Source organism: Pseudomonas sp. 30_B (assembly GCF_017491605.1).
GTDB lineage: Bacteria > Pseudomonadota > Gammaproteobacteria > Pseudomonadales > Pseudomonadaceae > Pseudomonas.
The window spans coordinates 235,973-256,149 of the sequence record NZ_JAFGYY010000005.1 but is presented as its reverse complement, the minus strand read 5'-3'; the positions used below and the strand labels follow the sequence as shown (position 1 = coordinate 256,149).

The following is a 20,177-nucleotide window of genomic DNA, read 5'->3' as shown; positions in this document are numbered from 1 at the left end:
GCATGCGTGAAGAAACCCACGAGGAACCCCGCCCGCTGCGTAGCGGCTACACCACCGGCAGCTGCGCTACCGCCACCAGCCTGGCGGCGGCGCGCCTGCTGCTGACCGGCGAGGCCACCGATGCGGCGCAGATCGCCCTGCCCAAGGAGCGCGTCGCCACCCTGCGCCTGGAGTTCTGCCGGCTGACCGCCGGCGGCGCCGAGGCGGGCACGCTGAAGGATGCCGGTGACGATCCGGACGTGACCCACGGGGCGCTGGTCTTCGCCTACGTCGCCCTGAGCGCCGAACCGGGTGTGCGTTTCCATGCCGGAGAAGGCGTTGGCACCGTGACCAAGCCCGGCCTGGTGCTGGCGGTGGGCGAGCCGGCGATCAACCCGGTGCCGCGCCAGATGATGCAGGATAACCTCGCCGCGCTGGCGGCCGAGTGTGGTTATGCCGGCGGCTTCGAGGTCACGATCAGCGTCGAGGGCGGCGCCGAGCTGGCGCTCAAGACCATGAACCCGCGCCTGGGCATCCTCGGCGGGCTGTCCATCCTTGGCACCACCGGCATCGTCCGGCCCTTCTCCTGCTCGGCCTACATCGCCTCGATCCAGCAGGGGATCGACGTCGCCCGCGCCAACGGCTTCCGCCACCTGGCCGCCTGCACCGGCAACGCCAGCGAGGACGCCATGCGCCGGCGCTACGGTTTTGATGACACCGCGCTGATCGAGATGGGCGACTTCGCCGGCGCCGCGCTCAAGCACCTGCGCAAGGCACCGGTGGAGCGCTTCAGCGTCTGTGGCGGCTTCGGCAAGATCAGCAAGCTCGCGGCCGGCCACATGGACCTGCACAGCCGCCACTCCAGCATCGACCTTCCGCAGTTGGCCGAATGGGCGGCGGAGATCGGCGCGTCGGCGGAGCTGCAACAGCACATGCGCGAAGCCAACACCAGCCAGCAGGCGCTGGCGCTGTGCAGCGCCGAGGGCATCGCCCTGGGCGACGCCGTCTGCGCCCGCGCGCTGGCCTTCGCCCGGCGCATCGTACCGGACGAAGTGGCGCTGGAAGTCTTTGCCATCGACCGTCAGGGCAACCTGGTGGGCGAAGCGCTGGAGGTGAGATGAAACGTGTCCTGCTGCTCGGCGGAATCGGTGAAGCGCTGGCCATCGCGCGGCGCCTCAGTCCGCAGCATCTCTACAGCCTCGCCGGGTTGGGCAAGGTGCCGGACGATCTCATCTGCGAAGTACGCGTGGGCGGTTACGGCGGAGCCGAGGGCCTCGCCGGTTTCATCCGCGAGCGCGGTTTCGACCTGCTGCTCGACGCCACCCATCCCTACGCCGCGCAAATCAGCGCCAACGCCGCCCGCGCCGCGCAGTTGGCCGGCGTCCCCTGCTGGGCATTGCGCCGCCCCGGCTGGCAGACCGGGGCTGGGGACGACTGGCGCGAGGTAGCAGACTGGCCGGGGTTGATCGAGGCGCTCAAGGACTTCCGCCGTCCGCTGTTCACCCTGGGCCGCGAGCCGCTGGAGCACCTGGACGAGATTCCCGCCCACCAGCGCTGGACCGTGCGCTGCCTGCAGAATCTGCCGGGCAATGATCGCGCTGAAGTACTGGGTGCGCGCGGCCCCTTCACCCTCGACGGCGAGCGCGAGTTGTTCGCCCGCCTGGACACCGACGTGCTGGTCAGCAAGAACAGCGGCAGCCAGGCCACCGAGCCCAAGCTCCAGGTCGCCCGCGAACGGGACGTGCCGGTACTGATCCTGGCGCGGCCGCAGTTGCCGGCGGTGGATCGGGAGTTCGAGAGTGTCGAGGCGTTGTGGATGGCGCTGGAGCCGTTTCTGGATAACTGACGGGGCGATCTGGCGGCCGTCGATGAATCTGGATGGGGTTGTGCAAGCTGCGGGTAGGCCGATTCTCAGAGCTCGGCGATCGGCCGATAGTCCGCGTCGAGCTGTTCCGCCAGCTTCCGCGCCCGCCCCAGCCGCACCGAGCCACCCTCGATATCCACCAGCAACGTCGGACAGGTCATCGCAGGTAACGCCGGCCAGTCCTGCAAGCGTCCATCGGTGAGTACCAGCAACCGCTGATGCTCGTTGGGCTTTTGTCGTTGGCGCTTTTCCAGCCAGTCGCGTGCTTGCTGCAGCGCTTCGATCAGCGGCGTGCCGCCACCCGCGCCGAGTTGTTCCAGCCACTCCTTTAATTGCACCGAAGCCTTCTGCCCCTGCCACAGCCAGCGCGGTTGTGCGCCGGTGGCATGCAGCACGGCGAGGCGTGCGCGTTGCCGGTAAGCCTGTTCGACGGTGTCGGCGAGCAGCCCCTTGGCCTGGGCGAGGGCGCCGTGGCGGCGGGTGCTCGCGGAGGCGTCGACGATCACCAGCCAGAGTTCGCCGGGCTTGCGGCTGCGGGCGCGCAGCACCAGGTCGGCGCGGCGTTGCGGGCGGCCGTTGCGCAGGGTGGCGGGCCAGTCGATGCGGCCGTGCGCGCCTGCTTGGCGGGCGCCGCTGCGGCCGCCGGCAAGCTGGCCGGGTCGAGGGTTGGCATCCGCGCCTGGGGCCGGGCGCGGGCGGATGCTCAGGGCTTTTTTGGCCAGCCCGTCAGTTGCCGGCGTTCTCCCATGGCAACACTCTGCGCGGGCAGTTCGCCCCATTGGCCTTCGCCGTTGGAGGCATTGGACGATGCCTGGGATTGGCTGGAAGACGACTGCGGCGGCGGGCTCGACTGCGCTGGCGGGGGACGACGGCGATGGGCGAGGGCGAAGTGCTCGACCGCATCGATGTCCTGTGCCTCGATGGAACTTGCGCCGCGCCAGGCGGCATGGGCGCGGGCGGCACGCAGCCAGACGAGGTCGGCGCGCAGGCCGTCGACGCCGGCGGCGTGGCAGCGCTCGGCAATGTCATCTAGCGCAGCGTCATCCAGCGGAATCGCCGCCAACTGCTGGCGCGCATCACTGCAGCGTTGTTGCAGGGCTTGCTGCGCGCCTTGCCACTGATTCAGGAAAGCCTGCGGGTCGGCATCGAAGGCCAGTCGGCGGCGGACGATCTCGGCGCGCTCGGTCGGCGCCGGCACACCTTCCAGCTGCACCTTGAGGCCGAAGCGGTCCAGCAGTTGCGGACGTAGTTCGCCTTCCTCGGGGTTCATGGTGCCGATCAGCACGAAGCGCGCCGGGTGGCTGTGGGACAGGCCGTCGCGTTCGATCAGGTTGACCCCGCTGGCAGCCACGTCGAGCAGCAGGTCGACCAGGTGGTCGGGCAGCAGGTTCACTTCATCCACATAGAGCACGCCGCCGTGGGCATGGGCCAGCACGCCGGGGGAGAACTGCGCGCGGCCTTCGCCCAGCGCCGCGTCCAGGTCGAGGGTGCCGACGATGCGTTCCTCGCTGGCGCCCAGCGGCAGGGTGACGAAGCGCCCGCCGTCGAGCAGGTCGGCCACGCCGCGCGCCAGGGTGGACTTGGCCATGCCGCGCGGCCCTTCGATCAGCACGCCGCCGATGGCGGGGTCGATGGCCACCAGGCACAGGGCCAGCTTCAGCTCATCGGCGCCGACGACGGCGGCCAGTGGGAAATGGGGAAGGGCGCTCATGGGGATGTCCTGCGGATTGCGTCCGTGCATGGTAGCGAACCGGGACTAGGAGGTGCGACCCGTGTCCATCGGATCGATAGATTCAAGTCATTGATCGGCGCCTCGCGATGCAGTAAGTTGGCTCCTATTCCACGGAGAACATCATGCCGTCTAGCCTATCCATCCAGTCCCTCGCCCGCCTCGGTGCCATCGGCTCCGTGGTTGCTCGTGCGCAGGTTCTGGCCGTGGCTGCCGGTTATTTCTTCTATGGGTATTGGTTTAGCCAAAGGCGCGCCTGATACCCCACAGGCGCCCTAGCAAGCAGGGTCGCCAACCAGAGAGATTCTTCAAACCCCGGTCGGCAACCCGACCGGGGTTTTTGTTTTTTCCGGCCCACAAGGCCAACGCATTGCCAACCAATTGAATCGGGCCAAAACGCCCGGACAGAGGATCGACACATGAACACCACCTATTACCGCTATTACCGCAACTCCGACTGGCGATTTAGCAGCGCGCTGCGTGCCACCCAACGAGCCTTGCCACGAACACTTAGATAGAGCGCCGAGCGCGGAAAGACCACCGCGCCGGCCAAGGATGCCAGTCAGATGAACGCTTCCACCTCCGCCCTGATCCGCCCCAAACACGCAGCCTCCGCCGAAGTCCTCGACCTGCCGCTGCCCTCCGCCCGCCGCCGCGAACAGCCGCTGCCGAGCCCCGCCGAACTGCGTCAGCGCCTGCCGCTGTCCGCCGCCATGGCCCACCGCGTCCGCGAAGGCCGCGAGGCAATCCGCGCCGTGCTCGATGGCCGAGATCCGCGCCTGCTGGTCGTCATCGGCCCCTGCTCGCTGCACGACCCCGTTTCCGCCCTCGAATACGCCGACCGCCTCGCCGAACTGGCGCCGCAGGTGAGCGACCAGTTGCTGCTGGTGATGCGCGCCTACGTTGAAAAACCGCGCACCACCGTCGGCTGGAAAGGCCTGGTCTACGACCCGCAACTGGACGGCAGCGGCGACATGGCCGGCGGCCTGGAACTGTCGCGCCGGCTGATGCTGGGCATGCTCGAACGCGGCCTACCGATCGCCACCGAACTGCTGCAACCGCTGGTGGCCGGCTACTTCGACGACCTGCTGGGCTGGGCCGCCATCGGTGCGCGCACCAGCGAATCCCAGGTGCACCGCGAGATGGTCAGCGGCCTCGACCTGCCGGTGGGCTTCAAGAACGGCACCGACGGCAGCATCGGCATCGCCACCGACGCCATGCGCTCGGCGGCGCACCCGCACCAGCACTTCGGCATCGATGCGCTGGGTCGTCCGTCGCTGGTGCAGACCCAGGGCAACCCGGATACTCATCTAGTGCTGCGCGGCGGTCACGCTGGCCCGAACTTCGATGCGGCCAGCGTGCAGCAGATTCGCCAGGGACTGGAGAAGCTCGGTCTCGAGCCGAACATCATGGTGGATTGCAGCCACGCCAACAGCGGCAAGGACCCGCTGCGCCAGCCGGCGGTGCTGGACAGCGTGCTCGACCAGCGCCTGGCCGGCGACGCTTCGCTGCGTGGCGTGATGCTGGAGAGTCATCTGTTCGACGGCTGCCAGCCTCTGTCCGGCGAGCTGCGCTACGGCGTGTCGATCACCGACGGCTGCCTGGGCTGGAGCGGCACCGAGGCACTGCTGCTGAATGCGGCGGAGCGGCTGCGTCGCGTTTGAGTGACCGACGCAAGCGTTTGGGAAAGGACTCCACGGAATCGAGAAATCTCTCCAGGCGGTGACCGCTAATGTACAGGCGGCGCCGCCGGGACCCGGCGGCTGAATCTCCTTTCTGCTCCCGCTGCGGAGCGAGGTAACGCCGATGTACATGTTCCTGCCGTTTCTGATCGCGCTCTGCGCAGCCGTCAGCACTCTTATGGGGAAAACCGGGGCCAGCTACGCGTTGTGGCTGGCACTGCTGCTGGTGACCCTGGGGTGGTTCGATCACCACGTCACCGACCCGTTGACCTTGTCGTTCTGAGGGCTGGCCATGAATCTGTCTGTCTTCCAGTCCGAAAGCCGATTGCCGCACTGGCTGAACGTCCTTGGCCTGTATGCGATCTGCGCCGCGCTGCTGGTCGCGTTCTACTACCAGCTGATGAAATCCGAACTGCCTTGCCCGCTGTGCCTGTTGCAGCGGGTCGGGATGCTCCTGATCGGTTTCGGTTTCCTGTTCAACGTCCGCTTCGGCATCCGCAACCGTCATTACGCCATGGCGCTGCTGGGCGCAATAACGGCGGGGGCTGTGGGCATGCGCCAGGTATTCCTGCATATCACCCCTGGAGATCCGGGCTATGGATCACCCTTCCTCGGCCTGCATTTCTACACCTGGACGGTGGTGGCTGCGCTGCTGGTGATCGTAGCCGTTGCCCTGATGATGCTGCTGAAAGAGCGCTCCGATCATGGGGCTCCGCACTTCTCGTTGGTGGGCAAGGCAGGGGCGGTGCTGTTCACTGTGCTGATCGCAGCAAACCTGGTGTCCACCGTGCTGGAGTGCGGCGGTGGGCAGTGCGATGACAACCCCATCTTCTACCAACTGCTGCGCTGAGGGGGACGCTCCGTTGTTTACCGGAGCGATGAGTGAAACTCGTGGAGCTCGACCGCGAGTGTAGGGCGGCTTTGTGTAGGAGCGGACTCCGTCTGCGAAGGGGCTGCATCGCGCTGGACGCCATCGCGGACGGAGTCCGCTCCTACGAAAGCTGGATATCCCTCACTGCTCCTCGCTGTCCACCAGCAGGTTCTCCAGCGTCTCCCGGTACTCCCCCGGCTCCTCCCACAACCCGCGCTGCTGCGCCTCCACCAGGCGCTCGGCGATGTCGCGCAGGGCTTCGGGGTTGTGCTGGCGGATGAATTCGCGGGTGTCGTCGTCCAGCAGGTAGGCGTCGGCCAGCAGGCAGTACTGGTGGTCGTCCACCAGTTCGCTGGTGGCGTCGAAGGCGAACAGGTAGTCCACCGTCGCGGCCAGTTCGAAGGCGCCCTTGTAGCCGTGGCGCTTCATGCCGGCTATCCACTTCGGGTTCACGGCGCGGGAGCGCACCACGCGGCCGAGCTCTTCCTTGAGGGTGCGGATGCGCGGGTTGTCCGGCTGGCTGTGGTCGCCGTGGTAGCTGGCGAGATGCTGCCCCTGGATGACCTCGGCGGCGGCGAGCATGCCGCCCTGGAACTGGTAGTAATCGTTGGAATCGAGGATGTCGTGCTCGCGGTTGTCCTGGTTGTGCAGCACCGCCTGCAGGCCGGACAGGCGTTGGGCGAAGCGTTCGCGCGCCGGCGTGCCGTCGTCGCTGGCGCCGTAGGCGTAGCCGCCCCAGTTCAGGTAGGCCTCGGCGAGGTCGGCGCGGCTGTCCCACTGGCGTGACTCGATCACGCCCTGCACGCCGGCGCCGTACGCACCGGGCTGGGCACCGAAGATGCGCCAACCGGCCTGGCGGCGGGCTTCATCAAGCGCCAATCCCTCGGCTTGCAGGCGTGCCTGATCAGCCCGCACACGAGCGGCCAGCGGGTTCAGGTCATCCGGCTCATCCAGCGCGGCGACGGCCTGCACGGCGGCGTCGAACAGGCGGATCAGGTTGGCGAAGGCATCGCGGAAGAAGCCCGAGACGCGCAGCGTCACGTCGACCCGCGGGCGGTCGAGCAGGGTGATCGGCAGGATCTCGAAGTCTTCCACGCGCTGGCTGCCGGCTTGCCACACCGGGCGTACGCCGAGCAGCGCGAGGGCCTGGGCGATGTCGTCGCCGCCGGTGCGCATGGTCGCCGTGCCCCACACCGACAGGCCGAGTTGACGCAGGTGGTCGCCGTGGTCCTGCAGGTGGCGTTCGAGCAGCCGGCTGGCGGACTGGAAGCCCAGGCGGAAGGCGGTGGGCGTGGGCAGGTTGCGCACGTCCACGGTGAAGAAGTTGCGCCCGGTGGGCAGCACGTCGACCCGGCCGCGGCTGGGCGCGCCGCTGGGGCCGGGCGGGACGAAGCGGCCATCGAGACCGGCGAGCAGGTGGCCGATTTCGCTGGCGCCGCAGGCGTCCAGGGTCGGTGCGATCTGCTGGTGAAGTTGTGCGAGGACTGCGGCGCTGGCGCTTCCCGGTGCGCCGGCGAGGCCGTCGATCAGGCGCAGGGCGAACAGCTCCAGGCGCTCGCGGGTGTCGCCGTTGCTGCGCCAGGGTTCGTCGCTCACGGCGAGCAGCACGTCCGGGCGCGGACCTTCCCAGGGTTCGGCGAAAGCTTCGTCCAGCGGGTCGCGGCCCAGTTGCAGATCCTCGCCCAGCGTGCGCAGCAGGCTGGCGTTGCCGCCGCGCCCGTCGCCGCGCGGGATGCGCACCAGCGACAGCAGCGTGTCGCGGCGCAGCTCACCCACCGGCGATTCGCCGAACACATGCAGCCCATCGCGAATCTGCGATTCCTTGAGGTCGCAGAGGTAGGCGTCCAGCTGCGGCAGCCAGCTTTCCGGGTCGTCGCTCAGCTGCAGGCCCAGCTCGCGCTCCAGCGCAGTGTCGCGCACCAGCGTGAGGATGTCGCCGCGCAGCTCGTTGGCGCGGCGCGGGTCAAGCAGGGAGGCGTCGTAGTACTCGTCGGCCAGGCGTTCGAGGTCGCGTAGCGGGCCGTAGTTTTCCGCGCGGGTCAGCGGCGGCATCAGGTGGTCGATGATCACCGCCTGGGCTCGGCGCTTGGCCTGCGCGCCTTCGCCGGGGTCGTTGACGATGAAGGGGTAGAGGTTCGGTAGCGGGCCGAGGATCGCGTCCGGCCAGCATTCCTCGGAGAGCCCGACGCCCTTGCCCGGCAGCCATTCGAGGTTGCCGTGCTTGCCGACGTGGATCACCGCGTCGGCGCCGAACGCCTCGCGCAGCCAGAAGTAGAACGCGAGGTAGCCGTGGGGCGGCACCAGCGACGGGTCGTGATAGATCGCCGCGGCGTCGAGCTGGTAGCCGCGCGCCGGCTGGATGCCGACGAAGCCGAGGCCCAGGCGCAGGCCGGCGACCATCATGCGGCCGCTGCGGAACATCGGGTCCTGCTGCGGCTCGCCCCAGCGTTCGCGCACCGCTTGCTGGTTCGCTGCGGGCAGGCGCGCGAAGCAAGCGAGGTAGTCGTCCAGCGCCAGGCTCTGCGCGCAGGGGCGCAGGTCGAGGCTGTCGAGGTCGTTGCTGACGCCGCCGAGCAATTGCTGGATCAGCGCCGTGCCGGAGTCGGGCAGGCCGGCGACCGGGTAACCCTGAGCCTCCAGCGCACGCAGGATGTTCAATGCGGCGGCCGGCGTGTCGAGGCCGACACCGTTGCCGATGCGTCCGTCGCGGGTCGGGTAATTGGCCAGGATCAGCGCCACGCGTTTGTCGGCGTTGGCCTTGCGTGAGAGCAGCATCCAGCGCCGCGCCAGCTCGGCGACGAAGTCCATCCCCGGCAAGTGCGGCAGGTAGCAGACCACATCGCTCTGGCTGCGCTCGCTGCGCCAGGCCAGGCCCTTGAAGCTGATCGGCCGGGTGATGATGCGGCCGTCCAGTTCCGGCAGTGCGATGTGCATGGCCAGGTCGCGTGGGCCGAGGCCCTGCGGGTTGGCACGCCAGAGGTCGAAGTTGTCCAGCGAGCAGATGGCTTGCAGCACCGGCACGTCGCGTCTGAAGGGCCGGTCTTGTGGTGCTTCCGGGTTCGACTGGGCGAAGCCGGTGGTGTTGATGATCAGCTCGGCGTCGGCGGCATCCAGCAGGTTTTCCACCGCCTCCAGGCAGGCGGTTTCCTTGAGGCTGGCCACGGCAATGGGCAGCGGGTTGATGCCCTGGGCCTGCAGGCGTTCGCAGAAGGTGTCGATGAAGCCGGTGTTCGCGGCCTGCAGGTGCGTGCGGTAGAACAGCAGCGCGGCGACCGGACACTCGGGGTTCCAGTCGGCCTGCCAGTGGGCGAGATCGCAACTGCCGACGTGCGGGTGATAGACCGCCACGCGCGGCAGCGTCCGGGGTTCGCTCCAGGTGTAGGCGCGCTGCAGGTGACGGTTGGCCAGGCAGGCGAAGAACTGCCGGGCGTTGTCCATGCCGCCCTGGCGCAGGTACTGCCAGAGGCGCTCGGCGTCCGCCGGCGCGACGCTGCACAGGGCGCTGAGTTCGGGGTCGGGTTTGTCGTCGCCGGGCACCGCGATCAGCGTGGCGCCGCGCTCGGCCAGCGCTTCCAGCTGCTCCATGCCATAGCGCCAGTAGCCGACGCCGCCGTGCACCGAGATCAGGATGACCTTGGCGTGCCGTAGCACCTCGTCGACGTAGAGGTCCACCGAGGCGTGGTTCTGCAGCTGCATGGGGTTGGCCAGGCGCAGGCTCGGATAGTCCTCCGGCAGATCGCGGGCGGCCTCGGCGAGCAGCGCCAGGTGCGAGTCGCCGCTGCAGAGGATCACCAGCTCGGCGGGCGTCTGGGCCAAGTGGGCGATGCCGTCGTCGGGGATGAAGCCGCCGGGTTGGGTGCGCAGCAGATGCATGAGGCGTGCTCGGTTTGGGCTGTTTGTAGGATGGGTGGAGCTTGCGATACCCATCATGGGTGGTGGGTATCGCTGCGCTCCATGCCACCCTACGAAGTCATCAAGTCAGGGCGGTACGCAGCTCGTTGCTGATGGTGGCCTGGTCCAGTTCCTGGCCGATCACCACCAGGCGGGTGCCGCGGGTTTCGTCGCTGCGCCAGGCGCGGTCGAAGTGCTTGTCGAAGCGCTTGCCGACGCCTTGCACCAGCAGACGCATGGGCTTGCCGGGGATGGCGACGAAGCCCTTGATGCGCAGCACGGCGTGGCGCTCGACCAGGGCGTTCAGCGCATCGAGCAGGGCGCGCTCTTCCACTTCCGGCAGGTCGACGTGGAAGGAGTCGAACTCGTCATGGTCGTGGTCTTCATGGCCTTCGTGGTCGTGATGAGTGGGGCGGCTATCGATATGCAGCTCGGCCTCGGCGTTCAGGCCCAGCAGCACCGAGAGCGGCAGCTGGCCGGAACTGGCTTCGACGATCTTCACCGCCGGCGGCAGTTCGTCTGCGACTTCGGCGCGTACACGGGCCAGCGCATCGGCATCCAGCAGGTCGGCCTTGTTCAGCACCACCAGGTCGGCGCTGGCCAGCTGGTCTTCGAAGAGTTCGTGCAGCGGCGATTCGTGGTCCAGGTTCGGGTCCTGCTTGCGCTGCTCGTCCACCTGCTCGGGGTGGGCGGCGAAGGTGCCGGCGGCCACGGCGGGGCTGTCGACCACGGTGATCACCGCGTCGACAGTGCAGGCGTTGCGGATTTCCGGCCACTGGAAGGCTTGCACCAGCGGCTTGGGCAGGGCCAGGCCGGAGGTCTCGATGAGGATCTGGTCGAGGTCGCCCCGGCGCGCCACCAGCTCGCGCATCACCGGGAAGAACTCTTCCTGCACGGTGCAGCACAGGCAGCCGTTGGCCAGTTCGAAGACGCGGCCGACCGCTTCTTCTTCGCTGCAACCGATGGAGCACTGCTTGAGGATTTCGCCGTCGATGCCCAGCTCGCCGAATTCGTTGACGATCACCGCGATGCGGCGGCCTTCGGCGTTGTCCAGCATGTGGCGGAGCAGGGTGGTCTTACCGGCACCGAGGAAGCCGGTGACGATGGTGACGGGGAGTTTGGCCAGGGTTTTCATGCGCGCCTCGCAAGCGAAAGTTTGAAGGCGGATGAAGGGCGCGCGCGCGGGTTCGCCGCGCAACGAAGGTCGCCACCGGATCACCCCGCCCGGTTGTCTGTTGATAACGAACTCGTTCTGGATCTCGCGAGCTAGAGCCAGGCAAGGCGGAGGATCGTCGGGGACGCGGAGTTGACTGTAGTCAATGAGCAGTCCCCGACGATCCTCCAACGCAGCATGGCCGACGCGCAGCAGATCGAAAACCAGTCACGAGGCAGGTCTCCTGGCTCACAGCCCATTGTTGTCTCCTCGCCTTCCCGCCCGAATCGGCAGTGGCGCGTGAAGAGACAGGCTGTTCACAGTTGCGGGGGCAGCCGTGGCGCATCCGAAGATTTCCACGTTCCCTCTTAGCTCCGGCCAGTGCCGGAGAACCTCGAAGGGCAGAAGGCTACGCAGCGATGGCGGGGCGGTCAATCGCCGGGGATCGGTTGCCGCGCGGTTGACGCTCGCGGGGCTTCGTGGTCAGCTAACGCGGTTTCAGGTGTCTCGCGCCGTCGTGCGCGAGGTGAAACGGGAAGCCGGTGCGTCCGCAAGGACAAGTCCGGCGCTGCCCCCGCAACGGTAAGCGATTGAAGGGTCATCGGTAGCCACTGTGCTCGCGCATGGGAAGGCTGACCCGCCCGGCCGCATCGGCCGACATCGCAAGCCCGGAGACCGGCCTGGAATCCTTCGTTTTTGGCAAACCCGCGGTGGGCGGGCGCAGGCCGTGGCGCGACCGATTGGCGCGTTCGAATGCGTTCAACCTCTGCGTTCTCTACTCAAGTTTCAGAGGGAACGTTCATGTCCAGCAGCATCCTGGCGCAACAGGCGTCGAGCACTTCCATCCCCCTTTCCAAGCGCATCAGCCTGGCCGTCGGCGCCAGCCTGCTCGGTGCGCTGCTGGTGTATTTCGCCGGTTTCTCGCATCTGGAAGCGGTGCACAACGCCGCTCACGATACTCGTCATAGTGCGGGCTTCCCCTGCCACTAATGCGGTTCTGATTTCAATCGGCTGCGCGTCGGCCAGGCTGCGTTGGAGTATCGCCGTGGACTGCTCATTGACTGCAGTCAACTCCGCGTCCCCGGCGATCCTCCGCCTTGCCTGGCTCTAGCTCGCTCGATTCGAGAGTCCGGAAAGGAAAGGAAAGGAAAAAATGATCAAACGTATCGCCCAGACCGCCGGTTTCGCCGGTCTGATCGCGGCGCTGGTGCTGACCGTGGTCCAACTGCTGTGGGTGTCCCCGCTGATCCTCAAGGCGGAAACCTATGAGAAATCGGAGCCGGCCGCCGCGCTGGTCGAGGAGCACAGCCACGAGCACGCCGATGGCGCCGCCGCCGGACATCACCATGACGCGGAAGCCTGGGAACCGGAAGATGGCTGGCAGCGCATCCTCTCCACCACCGGCGGCAACCTGGTGGTCGCGGTGGGCTTCGCGCTGATGCTGGCCGGCCTGTTCACCCTGCGCGAGCCGGGCAAGACCTCCGAGGGCCTGCTCTGGGGCCTGGCCGGTTTCGCCGTGTTCACCCTCGCACCGTCCCTCGGCCTGCCGCCGGAAGTCCCCGGCACCGCCGCGGCGGACCTCGCCCTTCGGCAGACCTGGTGGATCGGCACCGCCGCCGCCACCGCCGCCGGCCTCGCCCTGCTGGTGTTCGGGCGCCACTGGGCGCTGCGCATCGTCGGCCTGGCGCTGCTGGTGGTGCCGCACGTAATCGGCGCGCCGCAGCCGGAAGTGCATTCCAGCCTGGCGCCGGAAAGCCTCGCCCATGAGTTCATCGTCGCGTCTCTGGTCACCAACGCGGTGTTCTGGGGGGCCCTGGGCCTGGTCGCCGCCTGGCTGTTCCGCCGTTTCGCCCCCTCGGCCTGATTCACCGCTATGCTCGACCCCGCAGCCGGCCCGGCCGACTGCGGGGTTTTTCATTCAAGGAGAGTGACGATGACGCTGGTTGCCGGCCTTGGTTGTCGCCGGGGCTGCTCGCTCGACGAGCTGCGTGCGCTGCTGCAGGACACCCTGGCAGAAGCCGGGCTCGATGAGTCGAACCTCACGGCGCTGGCGAGCGCCACGCTGAAGGCTGACGAAGAGGGTTTGACCGCCTTGGCTGCGGCCCTCGACTTGCCGCTGGTGCTGTTCACACCGCAGCAACTGGCGGCCTGCGAGAAGCACCTGGACCAGCCCTCGGAAGGGGTGCGCGCGGCTACTGGCAGCGCCAGCATCGCCGAAGCCGCCGCGTTATTGCAGGCCGAAGCCCAGGGCGGCGCCTCCGCGCGCCTGCTGGTGGGCAAGCGCCGCAGCGAGCACGCCACCTGCGCGCTGGCCTTCATCCCCGTCGAATCCGGACAGGAGCAGCCATGACGGTCTACTTCATCGGCGCCGGCCCCGGCGATCCCGAACTCATCACGGTCAAGGGGCTGCGGCTGATCCGCTCGTGCCCGGTGATCCTCTACGCTGGCTCGCTGGTGCCGCCGGCGGTGCTGGACGGGCACAGCGCCGAGCGTGTGGTGAATACCGCCGAGCTGCACTTGGACGAGATAGTCGCGTTGCTCGCGCAGGCTCATGCTGACGGCAAGGATGTGGCGCGGGTCCACTCGGGCGATCCGTCACTGTTTGGCGCCATTGGCGAGCAAATTCGCCATCTGCGCGAGAGCGGCATTCCCTACGAGATCATTCCCGGCGTCACCGCGACTTCCGCCTGCGCGGCGATTCTGGGTTGCGAGCTGACTCTGCCGGACATCTCCCAGACATTGATCCTCACCCGCTATGCGAGCAGGACGCGCATGCCCGAGGGTGAATCACTCGCGGAGCTGGCGCAGCATCGCGCGACGCTGGCGATTCACCTGGGTGTCGGCCAACTGGCGAACATCGTCGCCGAGCTGCTGCCGCACTACGGCGCGGACTGCCCCATCGCGGTGATCCATCGCGCCAGCTGGCCGGACCAGGACCAGGTCACGGGCACGTTGGGCGATATCCTGCCCAAGGCAGAGGCCAAGGGCTTCCGACGCACGGCGCTGATCCTGGTGGGCAAGGTGCTGGGAGCGGAGGGCTTTGCCGATTCATCGCTGTACAGCGCGGGGCATGCGCACCTGTATCGGCCGTAGAGCGTGGGCTTTTTGCTTCCTGTAGGAGCGAGCTTGCTCGCGAACAGAGTTTCCTGGAGGCACTAGAGCTGGGCCGTTCGCGAGCAAGCTCGCTCCTACGAAGAGCCGTTCAGGCCCGCCACTCATCCGAGCGCGGCAGCATCCCGCGCCGCAGGTACCAGCGTACCCACAGGTGCACCCCAAGCGCGGCGCACACCGTCAGCAGGATCATCAGGCCTTCCGTATCCATGGCAGCTTCCCTCGTCCGGGTTTCCTGCCTGACAGACTATTCCTGCGGCAACTTGCCGCACAGGTACAGAAGGTTTCCGAATGTGCGGATCAGTTCTTCAGCACTTGCCCTACAAGGAATGAATGATCCGCCCGAGGGTTTCCATGGCCTGTTCGCTGGTCGCGGTCCAGGGGTGGCCGTAGTTCAGGCGCAGGCAGTGGCCGAAGCGTCTGGTGGCGGAGAATATCGGCCCCGGCGCGAGGCTGATGCCCTGGGCATGGGCGAGCTGGAACAGCTTGAGCGCGTCGATGTGCTCGGGCAGTTCCAGCCACAGGAAGTAGCCGCCGCTGGGCCGCGTGACGCGGGTGGCGGCGGGGAAGTGCCGGGCCACGGCGGCGAGCATCGCGTGCTGCTGGCTTTCCAGGGCGTGGCGCAGCTTGCGCAGGTGGCGGTCGTAGCCGCCGTGCTGCAGGTAGTCGGCAATGGCTGCCTGGGCCGGTACCGAGGCGGACAGGCTGGTCATCAGCTTGAGCCGCTCGATCTGCTCGGCGTAGCGCCCGCCGGCGACCCAGCCGACCCGGTAGCCCGGCGCCAGGCTCTTGGAGAAGGAACTGCAGTGCATCACCAGCCCTTCGCTGTCGAAGGCCTTCACCGGCTTGGGCGCCTGGGCGGCGAAGTACAGCTCGGCGTAGACGTCGTCCTCGATCAGCGGCACCTGGTGCTGGGCCAGCAGCGCGGCGAGGGCGCGCTTCTTGTCCTCGGCCATGCTCGCGCCCAGCGGGTTCTGGAAGTTGCTCATGAACCAGCAGGCCTTGATCGGCAGGCGCGCGAGACTGTCGGCGAGCACGTCCAGGTCGATGCCCTCGCGCGGGTGCACGGGGATTTCCACCGCTTTCAGCTTCAGGCGTTCGAGTACCTGCAGGCTGGCATAGAAGGCCGGCGCCTCGATGGCGACCAAATCGCCCGGCTGGGTGACCACCTGCAGGCAAAGGTTCAGCGCTTCCAGCGCGCCGTTGGTGACCACCAGTTCCTCCACCGGCAGCGGCATGCCGCCGACCATGTAGCGCAGGGCGATCTGCCGGCGCAGCGCGTGGCTGCCGGGGGCGAGGTCGGCGACCACCGAGCGCGGGTCCATGTCGCGCACGGCGTGGGCCATGGAGCGCGCCAGGCGCGGCAGCGGGAACAGTTCCGGGGCCGGGAAGGCCGAGCCGAAGGGCACGGTATCCGGGTCCTTGATCGAGCTGAGCACCGAGAACACCAGCTCGCTGACATCCACCTCAGTGGTCTGCGCGTCGTGGCGGGCGATGTCTGGCTCGGCCAGGGCGCGCTGCACGTGCTCGCGGACGAAGTAGCCCGAACGCGCGCGGGCGACGATCAGCCCACGATCCTCCAGCAGGTAATAGGCCTGGAACACGGTGGAGGCGCTGACCCCGTAGGTGCGGCTGGCATGCCGCACCGAGGGGACTTTCTGGCCGGGGGCGAGCACGCCGCTGCGGATCAGGCCGGCGATCTCATCGGCGAATTTCTCGTAGCGCTTCATCTTGTCCTGCACGGCGGCCTGGGGGGCGGAAGAATCCGCCCACTCTAGGCGCTGCGCCGAGGTCACGCCAAGCTCCCGTGCCATGCTCAGCGCCTCGGCGAGACGAAGGTGCTGGCGGCGTCGATGGTCTCGTTGCCGTCACTGACCCTGAAGTGCAGCGGTACCGATCCCCCGGCGCTGCTCTGCGCCAGGCTTGCCACCGAGACGGCGAAGTCGCGGATCTCGCCCGGCTGCAGCGTCAGCTCCGGCACGCCCTGCAGGCGGTAGCCGGAGCCGTCGGCGAGGCTCAGCTGGTAATGCTGCGGCTGCTGGGTCTTGTTGATCAGCTTGAGGTTGTAGATGTTCTCGATCTCGCCGGCGGCGTTCTCGCGGAACAGGCCACGGTCGCGGGCGACGTCGAGGTTGATCAGCGGCCGTGCTTCCAGTGCCCAGACGAAGGCGCCGATCATCACCAGCAGCACCGCCGCGTAGCCGACCAGGCGCGGGCGCAGCAGGTGAGTCTTGCCGCCTTCCAGCGCGCGCTCGGAGGTGTAGCGCACCAGGCCGCGGTCGTAGCCCATCTTGTCCATCACCGAATCGCAGGCGTCGATGCAGGCAGCGCAGCCGATACAGGCGATCTGCAGGCCGTCGCGGATGTCGATGCCGGTGGGGCAGACCTGTACGCACTGCTGGCAGTCGATGCAGTCGCCCAGGCCGAGGGCCTTGGGATCGGCGTCCTTCTTGCGCGCACCGCGGGACTCACCGCGCGCCGCGTCGTAGGAAATGATCAGGGTGTCCTTGTCGAACATCACGCTCTGGAAGCGCGAGTACGGGCACATGTGGATGCACACCTGCTCGCGCAGCCAGCCGGCGTTGGCGTAGGTGGCGGCGGCGAAGAAGGCGACCCAGAAGGTGCTTTCCAGGTCGAGTTTGAGCGTGAACAGATCGGCCACCAGCGGTCGCACCGGGGTGAAGTAGCCGATGAAGGTGATCGCCGTGACCAGGCTGATCAGCAGCCAGAGGCCGTGCTTGGCGCCTTTGCGCAGCACCTTCTCGGCGCTGGCCGGGCCGGCGTCGCGCTTCATGCGCTGGTTGCGGTCGCCCTCGGTGACCTGCTCGGCCCACATGAAGATCCAGGTCCACACGCTTTGCGGGCAGGTGTAGCCGCACCACACGCGGCCGGCGAACACCGTGATGAAGAACAGGCCGAAGGCGGCGATGATCAGGATCGCCGAGAGCAGGATGAAATCCTGCGGCCAGAAGGTCGCGCCGAAGATGTAGAACTTGCGCTCGGGCAGGTCCCAGAGCACCGCCTGGCGGCCGTTCCAGTTCAGCCACAGGGTGCCGAAGAACAGCAGGAACAGCAGGCCGCCGCCCAGGCGCCGCAGGTCGCGGAAGCGCCCGGCGAAGCGCTTGGTGTAGACCGTCGGGGTCACCGCCGACAGCGGCTTGGGTAGAGGGGTGAAACGTTGCGGTGCGTCGATCTCGATGACCTTCGCGGGGATTCGTTCGCTCATTGTCGTGGCCCATCAGGCGGAAGAGGCGCCGCGACTGTACGAATCCGTCTGCACCCGAAACAGATTCAGGTTCGCCGGAAAAAACCATATCAGATGGTGAAAAATGCCCCGCGCCGCAGCGCCACGGGACTTGGCGCGCGTCTCGACGGAGGGCGTGATAGTGCCTGTTGCGGCAACCGGTCGCAGGCCCGCCGAAGTGGGTTTACGGCTCATCTGATCTGGTTTTTCCGCTGCGATCTGCCGCTGTTTTGCACACCAGGCGCCGGCCATAGTTCGGTCATCCGTGAAGTGGTGCGCCCGACGACAGAAGCAGGCGGCCACGCGATGTCCGAAGGTGGCCTGGCGATGTACCGATACGATGATTACGACCGCGCCCTGGTGCGCGAACGGGTGGCGCAGTTCCGCGACCAGGTGCAACGGCGCCTGAGTGATGAGCTGAGCGAAGAGGAATTCCTGCCGCTGCGCCTGCAGAACGGCCTGTACCTGCAGAAGCACGCCTATATGCTGCGCGTCGCGATTCCCTACGGAACCCTGTCCAGCGAGCAGATGCGCATCCTGGCCTGGATCGCCCGCGAGCATGACCGCGGCTACGGCCACTTCACCACGCGGCAGAACATCCAGTTCAACTGGGTGGAGCTGGAACGCGTGCCGGACATCCTCGAACGCCTGGCGGATGTCGAGATGCACGCCATCCAGACCTCCGGCAACTGCGTGCGCAACATCACCACCGAGGCCTTCGCCGGTGTCGCCGCCGACGAATTCCTCGACCCGCGACCACTGGCGGAAATCCTCCGCCAGTGGTCGACGGTGAACCCCGAATTCCTCTTCCTGCCGCGCAAGTTCAAGATCGCGATCTGCGCCGCCGAGGAAGACCGCGCGGCGGTGATGATGCATGACATCGGCCTCTACCTGCGCCGCGCCGAGGACGGCGAACTGCGCCTGAGGGTGCTGGTGGGTGGCGGGCTGGGGCGCACGCCGATGCTCGGCCAGGTGATTCGCGACGAGCTGCCCTGGCAGCATCTGCTGTCCTACGTCGAGGCCATTCTGCGCGTGTACAACCGCCACGGCCGGCGCGACAACAAGTACAAGGCGCGGATCAAGATCCTGGTGAAGGCGCTGGGCATCGAGGCCTTCTCCCGCGAAGTGGAAGAGGAGTGGCAGCACCTGCGCGACGGCGAGGCGCAGCTGACGCGCGATGAATACGAGCGGGTGGCTGCTGCCTTCGATCCGCCGGTCTATCCGGCTGCCGATGAGCTCGCTTATGGCAGCGCATTGGCCGCCGACGCGGCGTTCGCCCGCTGGGTTTCGCGCAATGTGCGCCCGCACCGCGTGCTCGGCTACGCCAGCGTGGTGCTCTCCACCAAGCCGGGCGCCGAAGCGCCGCCGGGGGATGTCACCGCGTCACAGATGGAACGCGTGGCGGAGTGGGCCGAGCGTTTCGGCTTCGGTGAAATCCGCGTTGCCCACGAACAGAACCTGGTGCTGCCGGATGTGCGCAAGTCCGACCTCCACGCGCTCTGGCTGGAGGCCTGCGAGGCCAGCCTGGGCACGCCGAACCAGGGCCTGCTGACCGACATCATCGCCTGCCCCGGCGGCGATTTCTGCGCGCTGGCCAACGCCAAGTCGATCCCCATCGCCCAGGGCATCCAGCAGCGCTTCGAGGATCTCGACTACCTGCACGACCTGGGCGACCTCAGCCTGAACATCTCCGGCTGCATGAACGCCTGTGGCCACCACCACATCGGTAACATCGGCATCCTCGGCGTCGATAAGAACGGCAGCGAGTGGTACCAGATCACCCTGGGCGGTGCGCAGGGCGTGAAGAGTGCGCTGGGCAAGGTGATCGGCCCGTCGTTTAGCGCCGCCGAGGTACCGGACGTGATCGAGGCGCTGGTGCAGACCTATGTGGAGCAGCGCGGCGCCGGTGAACGCTTCGTCGAGACGGTGGAGCGCATCGGCCTGGAGCCGTTCAAGGCGCGGGTCTATCGCCAGGCGGAGGTGCCGGCATGAAGAGCCTGATTCGTCTGCGGGACGGTGTGGCGGAGCTGGTGCCGGACGATACTTGGGAGTTGCTGCGTGAAGTGCCGGAAGAGCTGCCGCGCGGAAACCTGATCCTGCCACTGGAAACATGGTTGAACGGTGCTTCCTGTAGGAGCGAGGGGGACGCCATCGTTACTGCTCGCGAACAGAATTCCCCGGCAACTGAAGAGCTGGGCGGTTCGCGAGCAAGCTCGCTCCTACAAAAGCAGGGCGTGTGGCTGGGGCCGGATGATGATCCCCAGCGGTTGGTTGGCCGACTCGATGAACTTTCGCTTATCGCCATCGACTTCCCCAGCTTCCGCGACGGGCGTGGCTACAGCCTGGCCTACCTGCTGCGTAGCCGTCTGGGCTGGCGCGGCGAGTTGCGCGCGGTGGGCGATGTGCTGCGCGACCAGTTGGCGCACATGCGCCAGTGCGGTTTCGATGCCTTCGCCGTGCGCGAGGACAAGTCGGTGGAGGACGCGCTGAAGGGCCTGGCGGGCCTCAGCGTGCTCTACGGCCGCTCGGTGATCGAGCCGCGCCCGCTGTTCCGCCGCCGCTCCTGAGGGCCTTTGGCCACGGATGGCCGAGCCTGCAGCGGGTCGACCGCGCTTGACGCTGTGCCGGGGCGCAGGAAAAATGCGGTCATCAC

At 67.6% G+C, this 20,177-nt stretch carries 18 protein-coding genes and 2 riboswitches; of the genes, 11 read left to right on the top strand and 7 right to left on the bottom strand.

The features are described from left to right. Positions 1-2: 2 nt before the first annotated feature. Entirely contained in the window at positions 3-1,100 is a 1,098-nt protein-coding gene (locus J5M67_RS07705) for a cobalt-precorrin-5B (C(1))-methyltransferase (RefSeq protein WP_207884718.1), read from the top strand. Beyond that, positions 1,097-1,825, top strand: a complete 729-nt coding sequence (locus tag J5M67_RS07700; RefSeq protein ID WP_207884717.1) for a cobalt-precorrin-6A reductase — start codon at positions 1,097-1,099, stop codon at positions 1,823-1,825. The genes J5M67_RS07705 and J5M67_RS07700 overlap by 4 nt, the downstream gene beginning before the upstream one ends. A 65-nt stretch (positions 1,826-1,890) precedes the next feature. On the opposite strand, the gene J5M67_RS07695 is transcribed toward J5M67_RS07700, so the two are convergent. Then, complete coding sequence (locus J5M67_RS07695; RefSeq protein WP_207884716.1) at positions 1,891-2,622, bottom strand: VWA domain-containing protein; 732 nt, start codon at positions 2,620-2,622, stop codon at positions 1,891-1,893. Then, positions 2,547-3,554 carry an ATP-binding protein gene (locus J5M67_RS07690; protein ID WP_207884715.1) on the bottom strand — a complete coding sequence of 336 codons (1,008 nt, stop codon included), beginning with the start codon at positions 3,552-3,554 and terminating at the stop codon, positions 2,547-2,549. The genes J5M67_RS07695 and J5M67_RS07690 overlap by 76 nt, the downstream gene beginning before the upstream one ends. 584 nt (positions 3,555-4,138) lie before the next feature. Between J5M67_RS07690 and J5M67_RS07685 the strand changes: the two genes are divergently transcribed. The 3 genes from J5M67_RS07685 (at position 4,139) to J5M67_RS07675 (ending at position 6,104) form a co-directional block, all read left to right on the top strand. After that, positions 4,139-5,236, top strand: a complete 1,098-nt coding sequence (locus J5M67_RS07685) for a 3-deoxy-7-phosphoheptulonate synthase (RefSeq protein ID WP_207884714.1) — start codon at positions 4,139-4,141, stop codon at positions 5,234-5,236. A gap of 142 nt (positions 5,237-5,378) precedes the next feature. After that, positions 5,379-5,537 carry a DUF5993 family protein gene (locus J5M67_RS07680; protein WP_207884713.1) on the top strand — a complete coding sequence of 53 codons (159 nt, stop codon included), beginning with the start codon at positions 5,379-5,381 and terminating at the stop codon, positions 5,535-5,537. A gap of 9 nt (positions 5,538-5,546) precedes the next feature. Further along, positions 5,547-6,104, top strand: coding sequence for a disulfide bond formation protein B (locus J5M67_RS07675; RefSeq protein ID WP_207884712.1), 558 nt, complete (start codon positions 5,547-5,549; stop codon positions 6,102-6,104). Between the two features lie 162 nt (positions 6,105-6,266). Here J5M67_RS07675 and cobN read toward each other — a convergent pair whose 3' ends face one another. Both cobN and cobW read right to left on the bottom strand, forming a co-directional pair. Beyond that, positions 6,267-9,998, bottom strand: a complete 3,732-nt coding sequence (cobN, locus tag J5M67_RS07670; RefSeq protein WP_207884711.1) for a cobaltochelatase subunit CobN — start codon at positions 9,996-9,998, stop codon at positions 6,267-6,269. Between the two features lie 100 nt (positions 9,999-10,098). After that, a complete protein-coding gene (cobW, locus tag J5M67_RS07665; protein WP_207884710.1) occupies positions 10,099-11,151 on the bottom strand; it encodes a cobalamin biosynthesis protein CobW in 1,053 nt (350 codons plus the stop codon). 234 nt (positions 11,152-11,385) lie between these two features. Beyond that, positions 11,386-11,581, bottom strand: a riboswitch (cobalamin riboswitch). A gap of 71 nt (positions 11,582-11,652) precedes the next feature. Beyond that, a riboswitch (cobalamin riboswitch) is annotated at positions 11,653-11,868 on the top strand. A gap of 102 nt (positions 11,869-11,970) precedes the next feature. Between cobW and J5M67_RS07660 the strand changes: the two genes are divergently transcribed. The 4 genes from J5M67_RS07660 (at position 11,971) to cobM (ending at position 14,262) form a co-directional block, all read left to right on the top strand. Next, a complete protein-coding gene (locus J5M67_RS07660; protein ID WP_152219965.1) occupies positions 11,971-12,159 on the top strand; it encodes a CbtB-domain containing protein in 189 nt (62 codons plus the stop codon). A 163-nt stretch (positions 12,160-12,322) separates the two neighbouring features. After that, positions 12,323-13,033: a CbtA family protein gene (locus J5M67_RS07655; RefSeq protein WP_207884709.1), complete on the top strand. Its 711-nt coding sequence runs from the start codon at positions 12,323-12,325 to the stop codon at positions 13,031-13,033. Positions 13,034-13,102: 69 nt separating this feature from the next. Beyond that, positions 13,103-13,519: a cobalamin biosynthesis protein gene (locus tag J5M67_RS07650; protein WP_207884708.1), complete on the top strand. Its 417-nt coding sequence runs from the start codon at positions 13,103-13,105 to the stop codon at positions 13,517-13,519. Then, positions 13,516-14,262, top strand: a complete 747-nt coding sequence (gene cobM, locus J5M67_RS07645; protein ID WP_207884707.1) for a precorrin-4 C(11)-methyltransferase — start codon at positions 13,516-13,518, stop codon at positions 14,260-14,262. The genes J5M67_RS07650 and cobM overlap by 4 nt, the downstream gene beginning before the upstream one ends. A 338-nt stretch (positions 14,263-14,600) precedes the next feature. Here the strand turns inward: cobM and mapR are convergent, their stop codons facing one another. From mapR to J5M67_RS07630, 3 genes are all read right to left on the bottom strand, one after another. Further along, complete coding sequence (gene mapR / locus J5M67_RS07640) at positions 14,601-16,010, bottom strand: GntR family transcriptional regulator MpaR (protein ID WP_207884754.1); 1,410 nt, start codon at positions 16,008-16,010, stop codon at positions 14,601-14,603. Between the two features lie 86 nt (positions 16,011-16,096). After that, positions 16,097-17,506, bottom strand: coding sequence for a cytochrome c oxidase accessory protein CcoG (gene ccoG, locus J5M67_RS07635; RefSeq protein WP_207884706.1), 1,410 nt, complete (start codon positions 17,504-17,506; stop codon positions 16,097-16,099). A gap of 12 nt (positions 17,507-17,518) precedes the next feature. Beyond that, positions 17,519-17,776: a hypothetical protein gene (locus tag J5M67_RS07630; RefSeq protein ID WP_207884705.1), complete on the bottom strand. Its 258-nt coding sequence runs from the start codon at positions 17,774-17,776 to the stop codon at positions 17,519-17,521. Positions 17,777-17,851: 75 nt separating this feature from the next. On the opposite strand from J5M67_RS07630, the gene J5M67_RS07625 reads away from it, so the two are divergent. Both J5M67_RS07625 and J5M67_RS07620 read left to right on the top strand, forming a co-directional pair. Then, entirely contained in the window at positions 17,852-19,516 is a 1,665-nt protein-coding gene (locus tag J5M67_RS07625) for a nitrite/sulfite reductase (RefSeq protein ID WP_207884704.1), read from the top strand. Then, the gene (locus J5M67_RS07620; protein WP_243434556.1) at positions 19,513-20,091 is read left to right on the top strand and encodes a DUF934 domain-containing protein; all 579 of its coding nucleotides are present in this window, start codon (positions 19,513-19,515) and stop codon (positions 20,089-20,091) included. Before J5M67_RS07625 ends, J5M67_RS07620 begins: the two co-directional genes overlap by 4 nt. Positions 20,092-20,177 lie beyond the last annotated feature (86 nt).